Origin of the sequence: Psychrobacter sp. K31L, from assembly GCF_017942195.1 — a bacterium.
In the GTDB taxonomy this organism is placed as follows: Bacteria; Pseudomonadota; Gammaproteobacteria; order Pseudomonadales; family Moraxellaceae; genus Psychrobacter; species Psychrobacter glaciei.
On record NZ_JAGKSC010000001.1, the window covers coordinates 170,631 to 186,060 of the forward strand.

General features: G+C 42.7%; 11 protein-coding genes. 7 read left to right on the plus strand and 4 right to left on the minus strand.

The window, feature by feature from the left end; genetic code table 11:
• Positions 1 to 116: 116 nt before the first annotated feature.
• The gene (locus J5X94_RS00690; protein ID WP_210539325.1) at positions 117 to 554 is read right to left on the minus strand and encodes a hypothetical protein; all 438 of its coding nucleotides are present in this window, start codon (positions 552 to 554) and stop codon (positions 117 to 119) included.
• Positions 555 to 687: 133 nt separating this feature from the next.
• Positions 688 to 1,407, minus strand: a complete 720-nt coding sequence (locus J5X94_RS00695) for a hypothetical protein (protein WP_228293095.1) — start codon at positions 1,405 to 1,407, stop codon at positions 688 to 690.
• A gap of 612 nt (positions 1,408 to 2,019) precedes the next feature.
• On the opposite strand from J5X94_RS00695, the gene J5X94_RS00700 reads away from it, so the two are divergent.
• Entirely contained in the window at positions 2,020 to 2,499 is a 480-nt protein-coding gene (locus J5X94_RS00700) for a hypothetical protein (protein WP_210539327.1), read from the plus strand.
• Between the two features lie 316 nt (positions 2,500 to 2,815).
• Here the strand turns inward: J5X94_RS00700 and J5X94_RS00705 are convergent, their stop codons facing one another.
• Both J5X94_RS00705 and J5X94_RS00710 read right to left on the minus strand, forming a co-directional pair.
• Positions 2,816 to 4,108 (minus strand): tyrosine-type recombinase/integrase, encoded by a 1,293-nt coding sequence (locus J5X94_RS00705; RefSeq protein ID WP_210539329.1) that lies wholly within the window; start codon positions 4,106 to 4,108, stop codon positions 2,816 to 2,818.
• 649 nt (positions 4,109 to 4,757) lie between these two features.
• On the minus strand, positions 4,758 to 6,089 hold the full coding sequence (locus tag J5X94_RS00710; protein WP_210539331.1) for an SIP domain-containing protein: 1,332 nt from the start codon (positions 6,087 to 6,089) through the stop codon (positions 4,758 to 4,760).
• Between the two features lie 193 nt (positions 6,090 to 6,282).
• Between J5X94_RS00710 and J5X94_RS00715 the strand changes: the two genes are divergently transcribed.
• The 6 genes from J5X94_RS00715 to J5X94_RS00740 all read left to right on the plus strand — a co-directional run bounded on the left by J5X94_RS00715 (position 6,283) and on the right by J5X94_RS00740 (position 15,424).
• Entirely contained in the window at positions 6,283 to 7,047 is a 765-nt protein-coding gene (locus tag J5X94_RS00715) for an ABC transporter ATP-binding protein (protein WP_210539333.1), read from the plus strand.
• A gap of 50 nt (positions 7,048 to 7,097) precedes the next feature.
• The gene (locus J5X94_RS00720) at positions 7,098 to 8,090 is read left to right on the plus strand and encodes an ABC transporter substrate-binding protein (protein ID WP_210539335.1); all 993 of its coding nucleotides are present in this window, start codon (positions 7,098 to 7,100) and stop codon (positions 8,088 to 8,090) included.
• Positions 8,087 to 10,228: a Fe(3+)-hydroxamate ABC transporter permease FhuB gene (gene fhuB / locus J5X94_RS00725; protein ID WP_210539337.1), complete on the plus strand. Its 2,142-nt coding sequence runs from the start codon at positions 8,087 to 8,089 to the stop codon at positions 10,226 to 10,228. The genes J5X94_RS00720 and fhuB overlap by 4 nt, the downstream gene beginning before the upstream one ends.
• Before the next feature lie 370 nt (positions 10,229 to 10,598).
• Positions 10,599 to 11,948, plus strand: a complete 1,350-nt coding sequence (locus J5X94_RS00730; RefSeq protein WP_210539339.1) for a diaminobutyrate--2-oxoglutarate transaminase family protein — start codon at positions 10,599 to 10,601, stop codon at positions 11,946 to 11,948.
• Positions 11,949 to 12,075: 127 nt separating this feature from the next.
• Positions 12,076 to 13,593 (plus strand): pyridoxal phosphate-dependent decarboxylase family protein, encoded by a 1,518-nt coding sequence (locus J5X94_RS00735; RefSeq protein ID WP_210539341.1) that lies wholly within the window; start codon positions 12,076 to 12,078, stop codon positions 13,591 to 13,593.
• A gap of 1 nt (position 13,594) precedes the next feature.
• A complete protein-coding gene (locus J5X94_RS00740) occupies positions 13,595 to 15,424 on the plus strand; it encodes an IucA/IucC family protein (protein WP_210539343.1) in 1,830 nt (609 codons plus the stop codon).
• Positions 15,425 to 15,430: the final 6 nt, after the last annotated feature.

The window sequence follows — 15,430 nt, forward strand, 5'->3', positions numbered from 1 at the left end:
TTCGTTGTGTACATGCAGTGAGCTTTTGGTAATAGATAACATCATCTTTATTCGTCATAAGCATTGTTATGGGTGCAAAAAGGATTTTAGGGATATATTTGCAAGCATCTCACTGTTCAAACAGACCAGTTAATATTAGAACGGTAGAAAAGCTTAGAAAACATAAGTTTCTCATCCTTGATTCCTGACTCTATAGAACTTTCAATTAACTTTTCATCAATATTATCACCTTCGTAAACCCTACTAATTATAGTTCGAACTCTATTTTCAGTATCAAAATAGATAGCTAAGATATTTTGTTTGTTCTCAATAAAAATATCTGGGAATGTATTGGTTGATATTATACTTCTTATACTACACATAATATCTATTAATTCCCAAGTATACTCCGGATATTGTATCCAGACCTCACAGCAGTCTTCTAGCATAGGATAGCCTTGCTCATAATTGATACCTTGGACATGCTTATCATCAAAATCAGACATATACCATTCACCAAGCTCGTTGAAGTTCTCGGTAGACAATAGAAATTCTATTAACTCTTCTTTAAACATAATTCAGTCTCTAAACCCATTTTCAAAGTGGTATATTCACTCAATGAGTTATCAGTATATGTTCGATGCGCTATACAGGCATCGAACTGCTAGAGCATAAAATCTCTTAAGTTCATTTTGATAACAACAATTATTATGTTTTACGAAAGTTTAAAACCTGTTGTCTGACTACCTGCTCAATGTGTTGCCAATCAGTAAGATTATGACGAGAGTACTGTACATTGATATGTAAGGCCATCTGTGGCTCTAGATCGAATCGGTGACTACAAGGCGGCCTTGGCACATCTCTATTACTACACTCTATGTAAGTAACGATTTGCCCCATTTTATCTCGCTGAATAAACACATCCTTTGCATATCTGTCTTCACGGTAAGGGCGATCCGTCTTCGGGTCTATACCCGGCGGTGCGTAAACTTCCAATCCGTATTGATCACTGTCAAGCTGTTCATACTGATGGACAGGACCTGCTTCCTTGCTAGGATTAAGTGTTCCATCGCCGATACGGTGAATAGCACCTGCCCCATAATACCTGTCTCCAGAGGAGACATTAACTGAGACCCAAGGATCATTCGGCAAGTACTGTTCTTTATCATAAGCACGCTTGAGGCTCTTATTGCTTTTATCGAGTATGGTATTGTCGGTATAGCGCACATCAATGCCAAAACTATTGATCTTTGAGTCATAGCTGCGTGTGGGTTTTGGACCTTCCCGTTTTTTACCCCATGCAGGGTCGCCGTCATACTCAATCAAATGCACGAGGTTTTTGGGTAGATCAACGGGAACACCGCCTAAATCACCAACGTAATTTGCAGAAAACACATCGGTACAAGATGATATAAGAGTAGAGGTCATAACAATAATCATAACCATGGGCTTATTTAATGCTTCAATGAACATTGAGCACCTCAATAAATGAATGATAAACTCTGCTGTCAAATTCGTAAATATCAACTTGAGAGATTATCATTTTAGAAAAGCCTAGGTTTATTTTTATTAAGGTATACCCTAAGGGAACCAATGAAACCGAATCCTTCTATCCAACGTCGTTTGTCATAACGTCCGTTATGGGAACAGCAAGCATTATCACTTTCCATCACCACTATAATCGACAAGATGATGACATGACAACCTTACTCCTAAAAGCCAATTAAAATTTATTTAAAAATTCTTCCAAAAATATCATATACAAAACAGACTATTATGAAGATCCAGGACATCATAACCCTAACGGCGGTAACGTTAAATATAATCCAGTCAAAAGTTTATTGCCTTCAAATGCTGCCGAATTATTTAAGATTAGCAGAGAATACAAAGGTGCGCGATATACTAAGGATTCTACTAATAATATACATCAGTTTCAAGACACTGATGGTGATGCGAGCGCTTTTCACTGGGCTGGTTCAGAGAATGGTAAAACACTAAGCGGTAAAGTAGATGGACTTGAAATCCCTAAGGAAATGAAGCATGCTAATTTTTGGAAATAAAGATAAAATCGCTTTCGAAGTTCATAAGATGGAAGAACAAGTTGTAGTAATGAACGTAATTGTAAACTCCTTGAATATCAGTTATAAAGATAATTCTTACTATGTGTTTGCTTTGATTCTGAATATAAAGAAAGAGATAGATTTTATTTCGGAAAACGATTTATCGCTTAATAGTAATTTGGTAGACATTCCGCTAAGTGAACTTTATAATATTTTTTATAATTCAGAAATAGATGTTTATAAGAATTCCAAAGATAGAATTGACATGTTATTTTATGATTTATCAGCTAAAAAATCCTTGTTCTATGTTTATCAAAAAAATGATTTATTAGTATTTTTTGGTAAATTCTATCAGAGCGATACTCTTATTACATCAACAATAGAAAAATTTGAATTTTTAGAAATGCTGTCTAATTTACTAGATGCAGTCAAGCCTATTGCAGTACCTTGGAGTTCATAAATATAGAAAATATATATATCTAATTAAAATCCTAAATTCACAACATGACTTCATAACTCGTACTACGTCCTGAGGCATCAGATTTTTTTAACATGCCTTTTTCTACCAAGTCATTAATGTCTCTTAATGCAGTATCAGCCGAGCACTTAGTTATCATTGCCCATTTTTTTTGGTCAGTTTGCCATAAAAATTCATTTAGTAAGGTATTGAGGAGGATGCGGTGATTAACAATGCTATTCGATTCATATTATGCGGAGATTAGCGCGGTTATTCGATGCATTTTAAGTGTGTATATAAGTCGTACAGGTACATTCTGTCATGTTTTGCTAAAGTTTATACTTGATTTATGATTCCGCAGCCCATCTATGTAATTGGCCCAATCCTGCATCATTTGCACTCTGGTATCGATCTCATCAAGCCGGTTATAAGCACCGCCATGCGTGTCTTTGATTCTATGGCCCAGCTGCAACTCTGTCACGATGTCCGAATAGCGCAGTTCGGGTTGCTCCATCAGCAAGGTTTTGGCTGATGCCCGAAATCCATGAGCGCATTGCACATCCTTATATCCAAGCCGATGAAATATCTGTACTAGGGTTGCTTTGCTAATATATGAATTGCTTGAGGCGCGCATCGATGCAAATACATATTCTTTATGACCTGTGATTGACTGTATGTTTTTTAGACGTGCAATTACTTGTGTCGCTAATGGTACAACTAAGTGCGACACCATGTCCTCACGACTTTCGCCTTTAGTAGGGGAGAACGCCCATAGCTTATTGTCCCAGTCTATATCCTGCCAGCGCATAGATCGCAAATCGATACTACGCACAAACACATAAGGCAACAGATTCATTGCCTCTATCGTAATGGCGCTTGCGCCTTTGAACGAGTCCATGTCTCGTAACAATATTGCAAACTTATCAGGCTTAGTGATGGCTGGCAAATGATTGCCTGAATTGGCTGGGGCAAGCTCACCACGCGTGTCCATCGCCACATTTTTGTCACATAATCCTCGCGCTACTGCGAACGAAAATACTTTTTCAGTATAAAGTCGGGTACTTGCGCCCACAAAGGTTGCTTGATTTTCATTGTTTTGGATGGCCTCGCATACACCCAAAATAATCTCGCTGGTGATATCATTCATTTTTAAGTCGCCAATCTCACGACACATATATCCTAGACACAAATCCCAAAACTTGAGGGTCGACTCACTAAACGAGGGCTTTTTAGCCTTACTATGATGACGACTCCCTATCTTGTGGTCTCTCCAAGCCTGTGCAACCTCAGCAAACGTAGCGTTTTTTAGATGAGCATACTTATTAACTTGTTCTTGTTGCTGTATGGCCTTGGGGTCAGAGCCTTTTGAGACTAGAGTGAGTATGGACTCGGCTTTATGCTTCACCTCATACAAGCTAATATCATCAACCTTACCAAGCATCATTCTAGGTCGTTTGCCGTCGATATGTGGATGCGAATAACGAAGGTAGTATTCTTTTTTGCCATTTGGGTAAATACGAACACTTAGACCAGAAGTGCCTGAAATACTGATTGAATAATCTTTATCTCGGCATTCAAGTTTATTAATATCGTTTATAGTATTGACAGCCATTATGTATATCCGTAAATGTTGCAGGTGGAATATGTCCAAAATATTTATAAGTTCGTTTGAGAGTATAGTTTCTAAAACAATGATGACTACTGAAAGTCATACTTTGTATAAACTAAAAAAATCATTGGACACTGGTATGGACACTAGTTATTACCAGATATATGAATAAAACTATTTATTATAGTAACTTAAGTCTTAATTATTCCCAAGGTTCACTTGGGGATAAATCTAGTATAGTGGAGATAGAGTGACTAAGCTATATCTCAATTGGCGTGCGGGCGATTAGTGAGTGGTGAGCACCATAAATATGGAGAAGCCTATCAAGACTTGCATTCGATAAAAGAGGATCTGAGCGCCTTTAGGCAAAAATGCATGCTCCTGTACTTGCACAGAATCACTTAATCAGGGTCATAGTACTGTTTTGTGCAAATTTGGACGGCATCAAATTCAATGCCTTAGATTTAAATAGCTTAGTGGGAACAAGAGATATTCAAAAGACCACTCAGTGTTTCTCTAATAAATGCTTCTCTAATCTGAAACACTTTTTGATGGTGCAAAGCGCTGAGTACTAGCGCAAAGTTATCATGACCCCTTTTATCAAAATAAAGCGCTCCGGTATTGTCAGAGACATAACGTCATTTATGCAAACCTAATCGTGACGCCAATATACCTTTACCACGACATCGGTACGACTGAGTTCTAGTCGCTCTCTCAACAATTGGCGCAGTGCTTTGGCAGTATTTGCTTCTAGTGCGCCCCAAACTTTATCAATCTGTAGAGGGTCGTCAGCTAAATAATCACCTAGTGTACTGTCAATCAGCGTGGCTAAACCTGATCCTGAGTTTGCTTGATTGGTTACTATAGGCAATACGGCAAAGTGGTCATTGCCGTGGGTTTCGGTGTCGCAATCAATTTTATTATCAATGCTAATGCTACTGTTGTTATTACCAGTGCTATCAAGGCTGCTGCGCATTTTCACTGTATCAAAATAACTTTGATCGTCTGCATCTTGCGTCACACAAATGATTAATGGTGGCTTAGGGTTGCTCCATAACTCCAGCAGTCGTGCTGCCGTTGGCATTGATGTCTCATCGACAATCAATACCGCTTGACCATCTCGCAAGTGCTCAACTTTTTCAGGAAACTCCCGTTTTGTGACAACAGTCTCGTCTGTTTTTAGTGCTGCTGCCCAGTTGCCACCAGACGTATCCCCATGTAAAAAAACATCGACCCATGCTCGTATTCCATCATCAGCTTGCCATGCTTTTCTTAGCGTGTAATAACAGTGAGGACGAGTAGGGCGTACGTTTTCCTTCTCGCTATCATTAGTTTTATGGTCATCAACTTCATCGCTATCAGTCATCAATGCATTTGTTGTCGCATTGTGCTCTAAATCAAATAAATACGCGTAACCTGCTTCGTTAGTAGGTACTGAGGTCGAGATTGTTGCGCCCTTAGTATTTCTTAATTGAACATCATCACTTGATTGAGCGTCATCTAATGACGGCATGCTCAATTCAAGGCGTAGCATATTTTTGCTGATTCTATAACTGTTTTGCACATCGAAGACTTGCTTGGTCAGTTTGATCGTTTTTTTTCCCAGCTTTTTATCTGCCCTTTGTTTGAGCAAGATATATTGGGCTTGTAAATCATTAAGTTGCGAGATGGGCGTGGCAAAATTAATAAAAAAAATCTGGTCATGGAGTGGGTTATCTTGAGCGTTAGTCGGTTGATACTTTGAATTTTTTTGGCGGGTTTGTATTGTAATGCCTTCAGCGTAAATATCGGTTATCTGTGCATCTACGCGATCCAATTCAGCTGTGGATAGTGAGGTAAATACACTCAAAAATCCGAGTAATTCATCGAGATGCTCTTCATTGATGTGAGCGACGACATTGGCTATTTCAGGGTCATTTAATGAGGTGTATTGGCTGTTTTGGTTGTTGGCGTTTTCTGTAGTAGCTAAAAGCTGTTTAGTCATATAAATACTCGCAATCAACAGAGCGTTGAAATTAAAGTGAATGAGTTTTTAGTTAATGATAATTGTTTTTGTTATCATTTACGAGTAAAATCAATTCTTATTATGGTTTGATCTTCAAAAATTGGTCTATAACCAATGATCGATACACCATCATTCTTATGACATATTACTTTTATCAACAATGAGTGCTTATATGCTACGTGCAAACCAGCTGACTATCAGCCGTCAAGGAAATACTCTATTAGACAATGTGAGCTGTGAGATTGACACCAATCAACTGGTGGCTTTGGTTGGGCATAATGGCTCTGGCAAGTCGACCTTGATTAAAGCATTGGCAGGCGATATGGCAAGTAGTAGTCGCGATGTCACATTAGACGAGCGCAGCATCAATGACTACGGCAGTAAGGAGTTGGCGCGGCAAATGGCATATCTGCCGCAGCAATTGCCAGAAGCTGCTGGATTCACGGTGCGTGAGCTGGTCATGTTAGGGCGCTATCCCCATCAAAAATGGCTGCAAAAGCCAACTCAAATAGATAAAGACAAAGTCGCGCAAGCATTAAAGTTGACTCAAACCGAAGCGTTTGCTGATCGAATTACTGCCACGCTATCAGGTGGTGAGCGCGCTCGTGCTTGGCTCGCCATGTGTCTGGCACAAGATACGCGGTATTTGTTGCTCGATGAGCCACTTGCTGCCCTTGATATGCATTATCAAATTGAGGTCATTCAACTTATACGTCGTTTGGTGGATGAGCAAGGCTTGAGCGTGGTAATTATTATCCACGATATTAATTTGGCCGCGCAGTATGCCGATCGAATCATCGCACTGAAAAATGGTCAAGTATGTCACAACGGCGATATCGCCAGTACCATGCAACCTACCGTGCTACGCGATATCTTTAATGTCGATATGCAGCTGCTCAGTCACCCCATTACTGGACAGCCTGTCGCAGTCGCTTAACGTCTTACTTTTGCTCCATTTTTTTAATTCGCCTACAAAGATATGCTTCTATGCCTCCCATTCTTTATACAGAACAATCATCGACGTCATTGACAACACTGAAATGGTTCGCGCTCTCATTGTGCTTGGTATTGACCGCCTGTAATAATCAGACGTCCACACAAAAAACCACCGATCAGCTCGATGAGTTGCCATCAAGCATTACCTCAGCAGCAGAAAACAGTCATAGCGATAGGATGAACATCGTCTCTCCTGACTGGGGCAATGCGGCGACGTTGACAGCGATGGGGCATGCACCAATTGCGACAGGTGATATAAGGGTTTGGGACAGATGGGTTAGAAGCCCTAAACTGCCATCATCAACCGTAGATTTGGGCATCCGCTATCAGCCCAATGCTGAGCTAATCGCCCAACTTCCTGTTGATATGGTTATAGACAATTACTTTTATGAGCATGCGCGTAACTTATACGGCGATGTCCCTGCTGAGTCTGTGATGTTTGCCGCCAAAGGAGAGACGGCAACATGGGCTGACTATACCGAACCAACGCGAGAGCTAGGTGCACTCATTGATAATCCAAAGATGGCTGAGGACTATATTGTACAAAGTCAAAAAGACATACAGCTAGCCAGTCAGCAATTGCAGCAGCGTTATCCAAGAGTCAAAAAGTTTGCGGTGGTGCAGTTTGCGGATGCTAACAATATGCGTATGTATGTGGCAAACAGCTTATTTCAACCTGCGTTAAAGCAGATGGGTAAAGAGCTTGTGGTATTGGGCAAAGGCAATAATTGGGGGTTTGTACCGATACGGATGGGAGATTTGGCGCAATTAGATGATGAGACTTGTTTATTAATTATCGATCCACTCAGTCCAATCACTAGAGCTGAAATTGATGATAGCTTGATTTGGCAGCGTTTAGGTTATGGCAATACCCGCTGTGTGGGGGAGCTACCTCCAGTATGGATTTATGGCGGTATGTCGTCATTGGTAAGCCTAGCAAATAACTTGTCAGAAGTTTCATTAAAAGGCGGGGATGTACTATGAGCGCCAATGCAGATACTCACAACAATCATATCAATAACAACACCGATAGTGCTCATACGATGACATCAACTTCTGAAACCGTAACGACTCCAAAACCATTATCGTCGCCATCTTCATTGCCGCCACCAAATCAACCCAATTCCCAGACTTCTTTGTTTGCCAGTATGTCTTGGCGACTATGGGCCATGCTCATCGGACTAGCGGCCTTGTCATTATGGAGCAGTTGGATGCTGTTAGATCAGCAGTGGACACGCCCAATTAGTGACTTGCTTATACCAAGCTCACAATTGGATATTGCCAGTATGGCGATACAGCTACATATAGTGGCAACCAGCGTAGTGGCGTTGTTGGCTGGCGGGCTATTAGGCGTGGTCAGTATTTTACTACAGCAATTGGTAAAAAACCCACTAGCGTCAGATACGACGCTAGGTGTGGGCGTGGGTGCACAGTTGGCCATGCTCATCGTCACGTTATTTTTGCCAAGCTTGGCAATTTATGGCGGACTTTATGTGGCCTTTGTGGGGGCTATTATCAGTATGGGTCTGGTCTTTGCCTTATCAGCCCCCAGTCGATTTAATCCATTGATTTTGATATTGGCCGGCTTGGTGGTAAATATTCTGCTGGCTGCAGTAGCCAATGTACTGGTGCTGTTTTTTGCTGAGCGTAGCAATGGCATGCTGTCATGGGCGGCTGGGTTTTTGGCACAAAACAGCTGGCATACCAGTATCGCGCTAGTGATCACTGCTATTTTGATGGCGGTCGTATGTCTACCATTACTAAAGCCATTAACGCTGATGAGCCTAGATGACACGCAGGCAAAACGTCTGGGTGTGCCTATTAATGGGATTCGCGCACTTGTTGTATTAATTGTCGCCGTTGTGACTGCTCTAGTGATCAGTGAAGTTGGTTTAATTGGTTTTATTGGTCTTGGTGCAGCAAGTTTGGTCAATGCGCTGGGCATCTCTGCTATTGGTAAGCGTTTGGCCACTGCCTTTGGATTGGGAGCACTGCTGTTATTATTGACCAGCAATGTCGCATTACTGCTTGAGCCGATACTTGATATGCAGATTCCAGCTGGTGCCATGACAGGCATTCTAGGCGCACCGTTAATCATTTGGCTAATTTTACGTCAGCGCCGCGAGCGGATAGAGACAGTGACGCCGATGCTTACAGGTAAGCATACATCCATTGCATTTTGGCGATGGGGTATTGGGGTGCTCGCCCTTATCCTGCTGGCTTGTCTTTTTGTACAAGATATCAATGGGTGGGGATTCAGTACGGAGTGGGCGCTCACGCAGCAGTACCGCTTGCCTCGTAGTTTGAGTGCTGCTGCCACAGGCTTGATGCTGGCAGTGGCCGGTGTGCTACTGCAAACTTTAACGCGTAACCCCATGGCCAGTCCTGAGGTGTTGGGGGTCAGTTCAGGTGCCGCACTGGGGGTGATTTTAGGGTTTTTATTATTACCAAGTTTAGGGCTATCCGCTGGCGCAGGGACGTTGCTAATTTCAGGACTCTCAGGTGCGATGGCTGTGCTACTATTGATTATTTGGCTGGCACGTAGGGTCAGCTCAGGTTATTTATTATTAGTAGGTATAGGTATTGCCGCCATGATGGATGGGGTGATGCATATGGTCAAGCTCTCAGGAGACCCGCGTCTGGAAGCAATGCTCAGCTGGCTGTCAGGGACAACTTATAGCGCCCAGCCCAGTACAGTATGGTATCTCATTGGTATTGCCGCTATTCTATTTGTGCTCAGTTTATTGCTTATAAAACCTTTGCGCGTCCTTGGATTAGGTACAGGTGTGGCGCGTAATTTAGGTGTGGCAGTTACGCCCGTTACCTTGTCACTACTGGCACTAGTAGCAGCGCTTAGCACGGCCAGTACGCTTGCCGTTGGCCCATTGAGCTTTATTGGTTTGATGGTGCCACATTTGGCTACTTCACTCGGTGCCGTCAAGCTTGAACGGCAATTGCCACTAGCTGCACTTTTAGGGGCAGGGGTGATGGTCATAGCAGATTGGATTGGCCGTTATGTTATTTTTCCTTATGAGCTGCCTGCGGGCACGCTTGCGGCGATTATCGGTGGTGGCTACTTCTTATGGCTCATTCGTAAGGTTCCAGCCTCAGCCAATAGATAGCCGCTGTCTTTAGATAGTTCTTAACTAACGATAAAAGTGAACACAGATAGTCTAGAACTATCTGCGCTTGGTAGCTGTGTGTCATTGATTAGTCGACAGTTTGTAGTAGCCTGCATTGTTCCTAATTAATCGCTCTTGATTCGTCGTTCTTGGATTCACGCTAGCTGCTATCTTTGTCATTTTTATCAACAGAAAATTCGCAAACTGGGTTGACAGTCAGTTGTTGGTAGTAGATACTACGCCTCATTAATAATAATGATTATCATTTACATTATCATTCAATATAAATGAGCAATCTTTTAAGAAGTAAGCGTCACAACTTAATTTTGAATATTTATCCAAAACTACTGACAATAACAAGGCTGAAGCTATGGACACGATCTTATTAGACGAATCACGTGATAACGAATGCTACTTAAATCGTCAAGAACAATTTGAATCAAAGGTTCGTAGTTATCCACGTAAGCTGCCCTTTGCGATTCAATCAGCCAAAGGTGCTTGGATTACTGATGTGGAAGGTAATAAGTATATCGATTGCCTATCTGGTGCTGGCACGCTGGCACTTGGACACAATCATCCTGTGGTTATAGAAAGCATTAAAGCGCTATTAGACAGTAATTTACCGATGCATACATTGGATATCACTACACCGTTAAAAGACAAATTTAGCGAGTTCATGTATAAGCTACTCGCCACCAATAGCGATGAGTATTGCTTGCAGTTCTGTGGCCCGACAGGCGCTGATGCGGTAGAAGCAGCGATTAAACTGGCAAAGCAAGTCACTGGTCGTTCAGGTGTGGTTAGCTTTAGCGGTGGCTATCATGGCATGACACATGGTGCTCTGGCTGTGACAGGGAACTTGGCACCTAAACAAGGTATCGAAGGTCTGATGAGCTCGGTACAGTTCTTACCTTATCCAAATATGTATCGCTGCGCATTCGGCTTGCCTTTTGAGCAGAGCATTCATGCCCATATGAGCTACTTTGAAAACTTCCTAAAAGATGTAGAGAGTGGCGTGGTAAAACCAGCAGCGGTCATTTTAGAAGTTATACAAGGGGAAGGCGGTGTCAACCCTGCGCCCATAGAGTGGTTGAAGCATGTGCGCCGAGTGACAAAAGAGCTGGGCATTATGCTGATTATCGATGAAGTGCAAACAGGGTTTTGCCGTACAGGACGCTGGTTCGCTTATCAATATGCGGATATTGATCCCGACATGATTGTGATGTCAAAGGCAATCGGTGGTGGTCTGCCACTTGCGGTATTAGGTATCAAAAAACAATACGATGTATGGCAGGCAGGCAATCATTCTGGCACGTTTAGAGGCAACCAATTAGCCATGGCAACTGGCCTGGCCACCCTTAATTACTTAAAAGACAACAACGTTGCTGATTATGTTTTAGAAATAGGCACGTGGTTTATGTCGCAGCTAAAAATACGCCAACAGCGCTATCCAAAAATAGGCCAAGTCAGAGGGCGTGGTCTCATGATTGGTATAGAGGTTATCAATCCTAATCTACCTAAGCAAAATGACGGTAGCTATCCGGCAGACAGCGATGTGGCTGCCAAAATTCAGCAATCATGTTTTAAGCATGGATTGGTGATTGAAAAGGGCGGGCGCGGTGGCACCGTACTGCGATTATTGCCGCCCCTCAATATAACCAAAGATGAGCTGCAGCAAGTCTTGCAAAGGCTTGATATGGCGCTAGAAGACAATCAATAGTCTTGCCAGCGTTTTAGCATGATTCACACTTTTATAAAAAACTCTGATAACGACTCTAATAACGACTCTAATAATAAGTCACTTATTTGCGATTTATACAATCGTGGAATAAACAAGTGAGGACATTTTGCATTTATTAAATCAGCAAACCAGTGAGCAATATGTCGCGCATATGCAAAAAACCAGCGCTGTCATCAAACAGTGGCTAGACGACAATAACGTGTATTTGGGCGGCACACCGCAACAAGTGCAAGCGACCAATACCTTTAGCATCCGTGAGCAAGGCCGAGACATCGACACGATACTCGCTGATATTCAAAGTAAATTTTTACCCAGTTGTGTGTCGACGGCCAATGCGAATTGCTTAGCTCATTTGCATCCGCCCACACTAGTCATCGGTCAGATTGCTGAGATGATTATCGCGGCTACCAATCAGAGTATGGACTCGTGGAATCAAAGCCCAGCAGCAACCTATATCGAAAAAGATTTAATCAAATGGCTGTGCAAATTATGTCAGTTTGGCAGTGGTTTTGATAACAGTTTCGATAACAGCTTTGATAGTCAGGCTGATAGCGACTCTGGTGGTGTTTTTACTAGTGGCGGTACGCAAAGTAATCTGATGGGTTTACTGCTGGCACGCAACCAATTCTATAAGGCTAAGGGCGTTGATGTGCAAAAGGACGGCCTGGTGGGTCAGCCTGTTGGCAAAATTTTGTGCTCAGACCAAGCGCATTTTTCTATCGAAAAAAATGCGGCGCTACTGGGTCTAGGTCAACGTTCCGTCATTAAAGTAGCGACCGATGCATCAGGTGCCATGCTGATGTCTGACTTACAACATCAGATAGATCAGCTAGGTACTGACAATGTGATGGCCATCATCGCAACCGCTGGCACAACGGACTTAGGTGCTATTGATCCTCTAATATCTATTGGCAAAATTTGCCGTGATGAAAACATATGGCTACATGTCGATGCAGCATGGGGCGGGGCATTGCTATTATCACAGCGCTATCGACACTTGATTGACGGTCTGAATCAGGCTGACTCTATTACCTTAGATTTTCACAAACATTTCTTCTTGCCGATTAGCTGTGGTGCTTTTCTCTTACGAGACAATCGACATTTCGAGAGCATTCGCCATCATAGCGAGTATCTAAACTCTGCTGATGACGAACAGGAAAACATTCCAAACTTGGTCACGTACTCTTTACAGACCACACGCCGTTTCGATGCCTTAAAACTGTGGATGGCTCTGGACTTACTGGGAACGGAGGACTATGCAGCCTTGATTGATAACTGTTTGGATACTGCTAAGCAGGCGGCACAGCTGATTGATGCAAATGAAAATTTCGTGCTGGTACATGAGCCCATTATCAGCAGTGTTTTGTTTTACTTTACACCCAAAGATACCGCGTTATCTGATGACCAACTCGCTCAGCTCAATCGCCACATTGCTCAAGCGTTACTGGTCAATAATATCGCTAATGTGGCCACCACCCAGTTTGAGCAGCGCCTTTGCCTTAAATTCACCATTCTAAATCCCAATACCCAAATCAATGATATTGCAGACATCATTGAGCAGATGGCTATTGCTGGTTTTAACCGACTCAATTCTGACAACCTCAACGTTGATGGGAAAAAATAACATGATGCAGCATAAAACGCTTGATCGACTCACACTACAAAATCTAATCAATGCTTATTGTTTTGAAACTGGGCGCGGCGATATTATTGCCGTAGAGCAGCAGGATGATATACAGAAGCAGGCCTCACAAAATAAGCCTCTATTAGTGCTAATGCTATTGCCTTCGAACACGGTAATGGTCGTACCTGTCGACAGAGTGAGCCAATTGGGTCAACATCGTTTGGCGGGCACGCCGCTTACATTGAATAAGCAGGTAAGCATACGATCAGACTCGAAGCTAGACACGCAACTGGACGACCCTTTACAAAACAGCCGATGGATAAAATCCTCTGCTATGAGCCTAGCGTCTTTGATTATTGAAGACATCGTGCATCGTTATAAAGACAAAGCGACGTTAGATGCCAATGGTGTATTAAAGCGCTGGATTGAGAGTTATGAGGGGCTACAGATTATTTTAGAGCATCGCAATGATGAGATTGATGACATCATTGACTATCAGCAAGATTTCATTCAAACCGAACAAAACCTTATTTACGGTCATGCTATGCATCCTACACCTAAAGGCCGTGCCGGCTTTTATGGTGCCGAATGGGCAAAGTATGCACCCGAGACCAGTAGCAAAACCCAGCTGCATTATTGGCTAGTGCACCCCAGCTGCATTACAGAAGAATTCGTAGATGGCGACAGCATTACCACAGCGCTAAAATCCAAGCTACAAGCTGATATGAGTGGCTATCAGCAGCAACTTGTCGATGAGCATCCAGACTATAAGCTGTTGCCATTGCACCCTTGGCAAGCAAGGTTTTTGCAGCAGCAGCCGTGGTATCAAAAGCTGCTAGAAAAAGGCCAATTGTTTGACTTGGGTGAGCTCGGTTGGTATCTGCATCCAACGACATCAGTACGCACGCTAGCGGCCTTTGATACACCTTGGATGTTTAAACTGTCGTTGTCTGTAGCGATTACCAATTCGGTGCGGATTAACCTGCCCAAAGAATGCAAACGCGGTATGCATGCCTGCCGAATCTGGCGTAGCGACTATGGTACTCAGCTCAAAACCGAGTACCCTACGATTGCGGTATTGAATGATCCTGCTTGGATTGCCTTACGTGTGGATGGAAAAATCATTGATGAGACTATTTGTATCTTGCGTGACAACCCTTTTACAGAGGATACGCAAGTCACCAATCTTGCCAGCTTAAGCCAAGACCATCCAACTCGTCTCACCAACCGTTTAGATACCTTGTTTAAGTCTATCCATAAACGGACAGATGAACCTTTAGAACAGGTGGCTATCCAGTGGTTTGACACTTATTTACAAGTTGGTTTTATACCGCTTATTCATATGTATTATCAGCATGGTATTGGTTTTGAGGTACATCAGCAAAACAGTCTGATCGAGCTAAAAGACGGCTATCCTACTAAGTTTTGGGCCAGAGACAATCAAGGGTTTGGTTATATTGCGGAGTATGCCACGCCGCTCATTGATGCTTATCCCGAGCTGATTAGCGAAGGAGAGTGCGTCATTCCAGAAGACTTTGCCGACTCAAGATTTGCTTATTATTTAGTTGGTAACAGTATATTTGGTCTTATCACTGCTATTGCTCGTACCCAGCTTGTGAGTGAGGAAGCATTAATCACGACGTTTAAAGCCTGTCTAATGGCGCTAGAGCAGCAATACCCGCATCGTTCGTTATTTGACTTGTTGTTGCGTAGCCCTACATTGCCGTTTAAGGGCAATCTACTCACCAGACTCTATGCGCTCGATGAGCTAACCGCACCTGTTGAGACCCAGTCTATTTATGTCGATATCCCAAACCCTATGATGACGTAGCACATC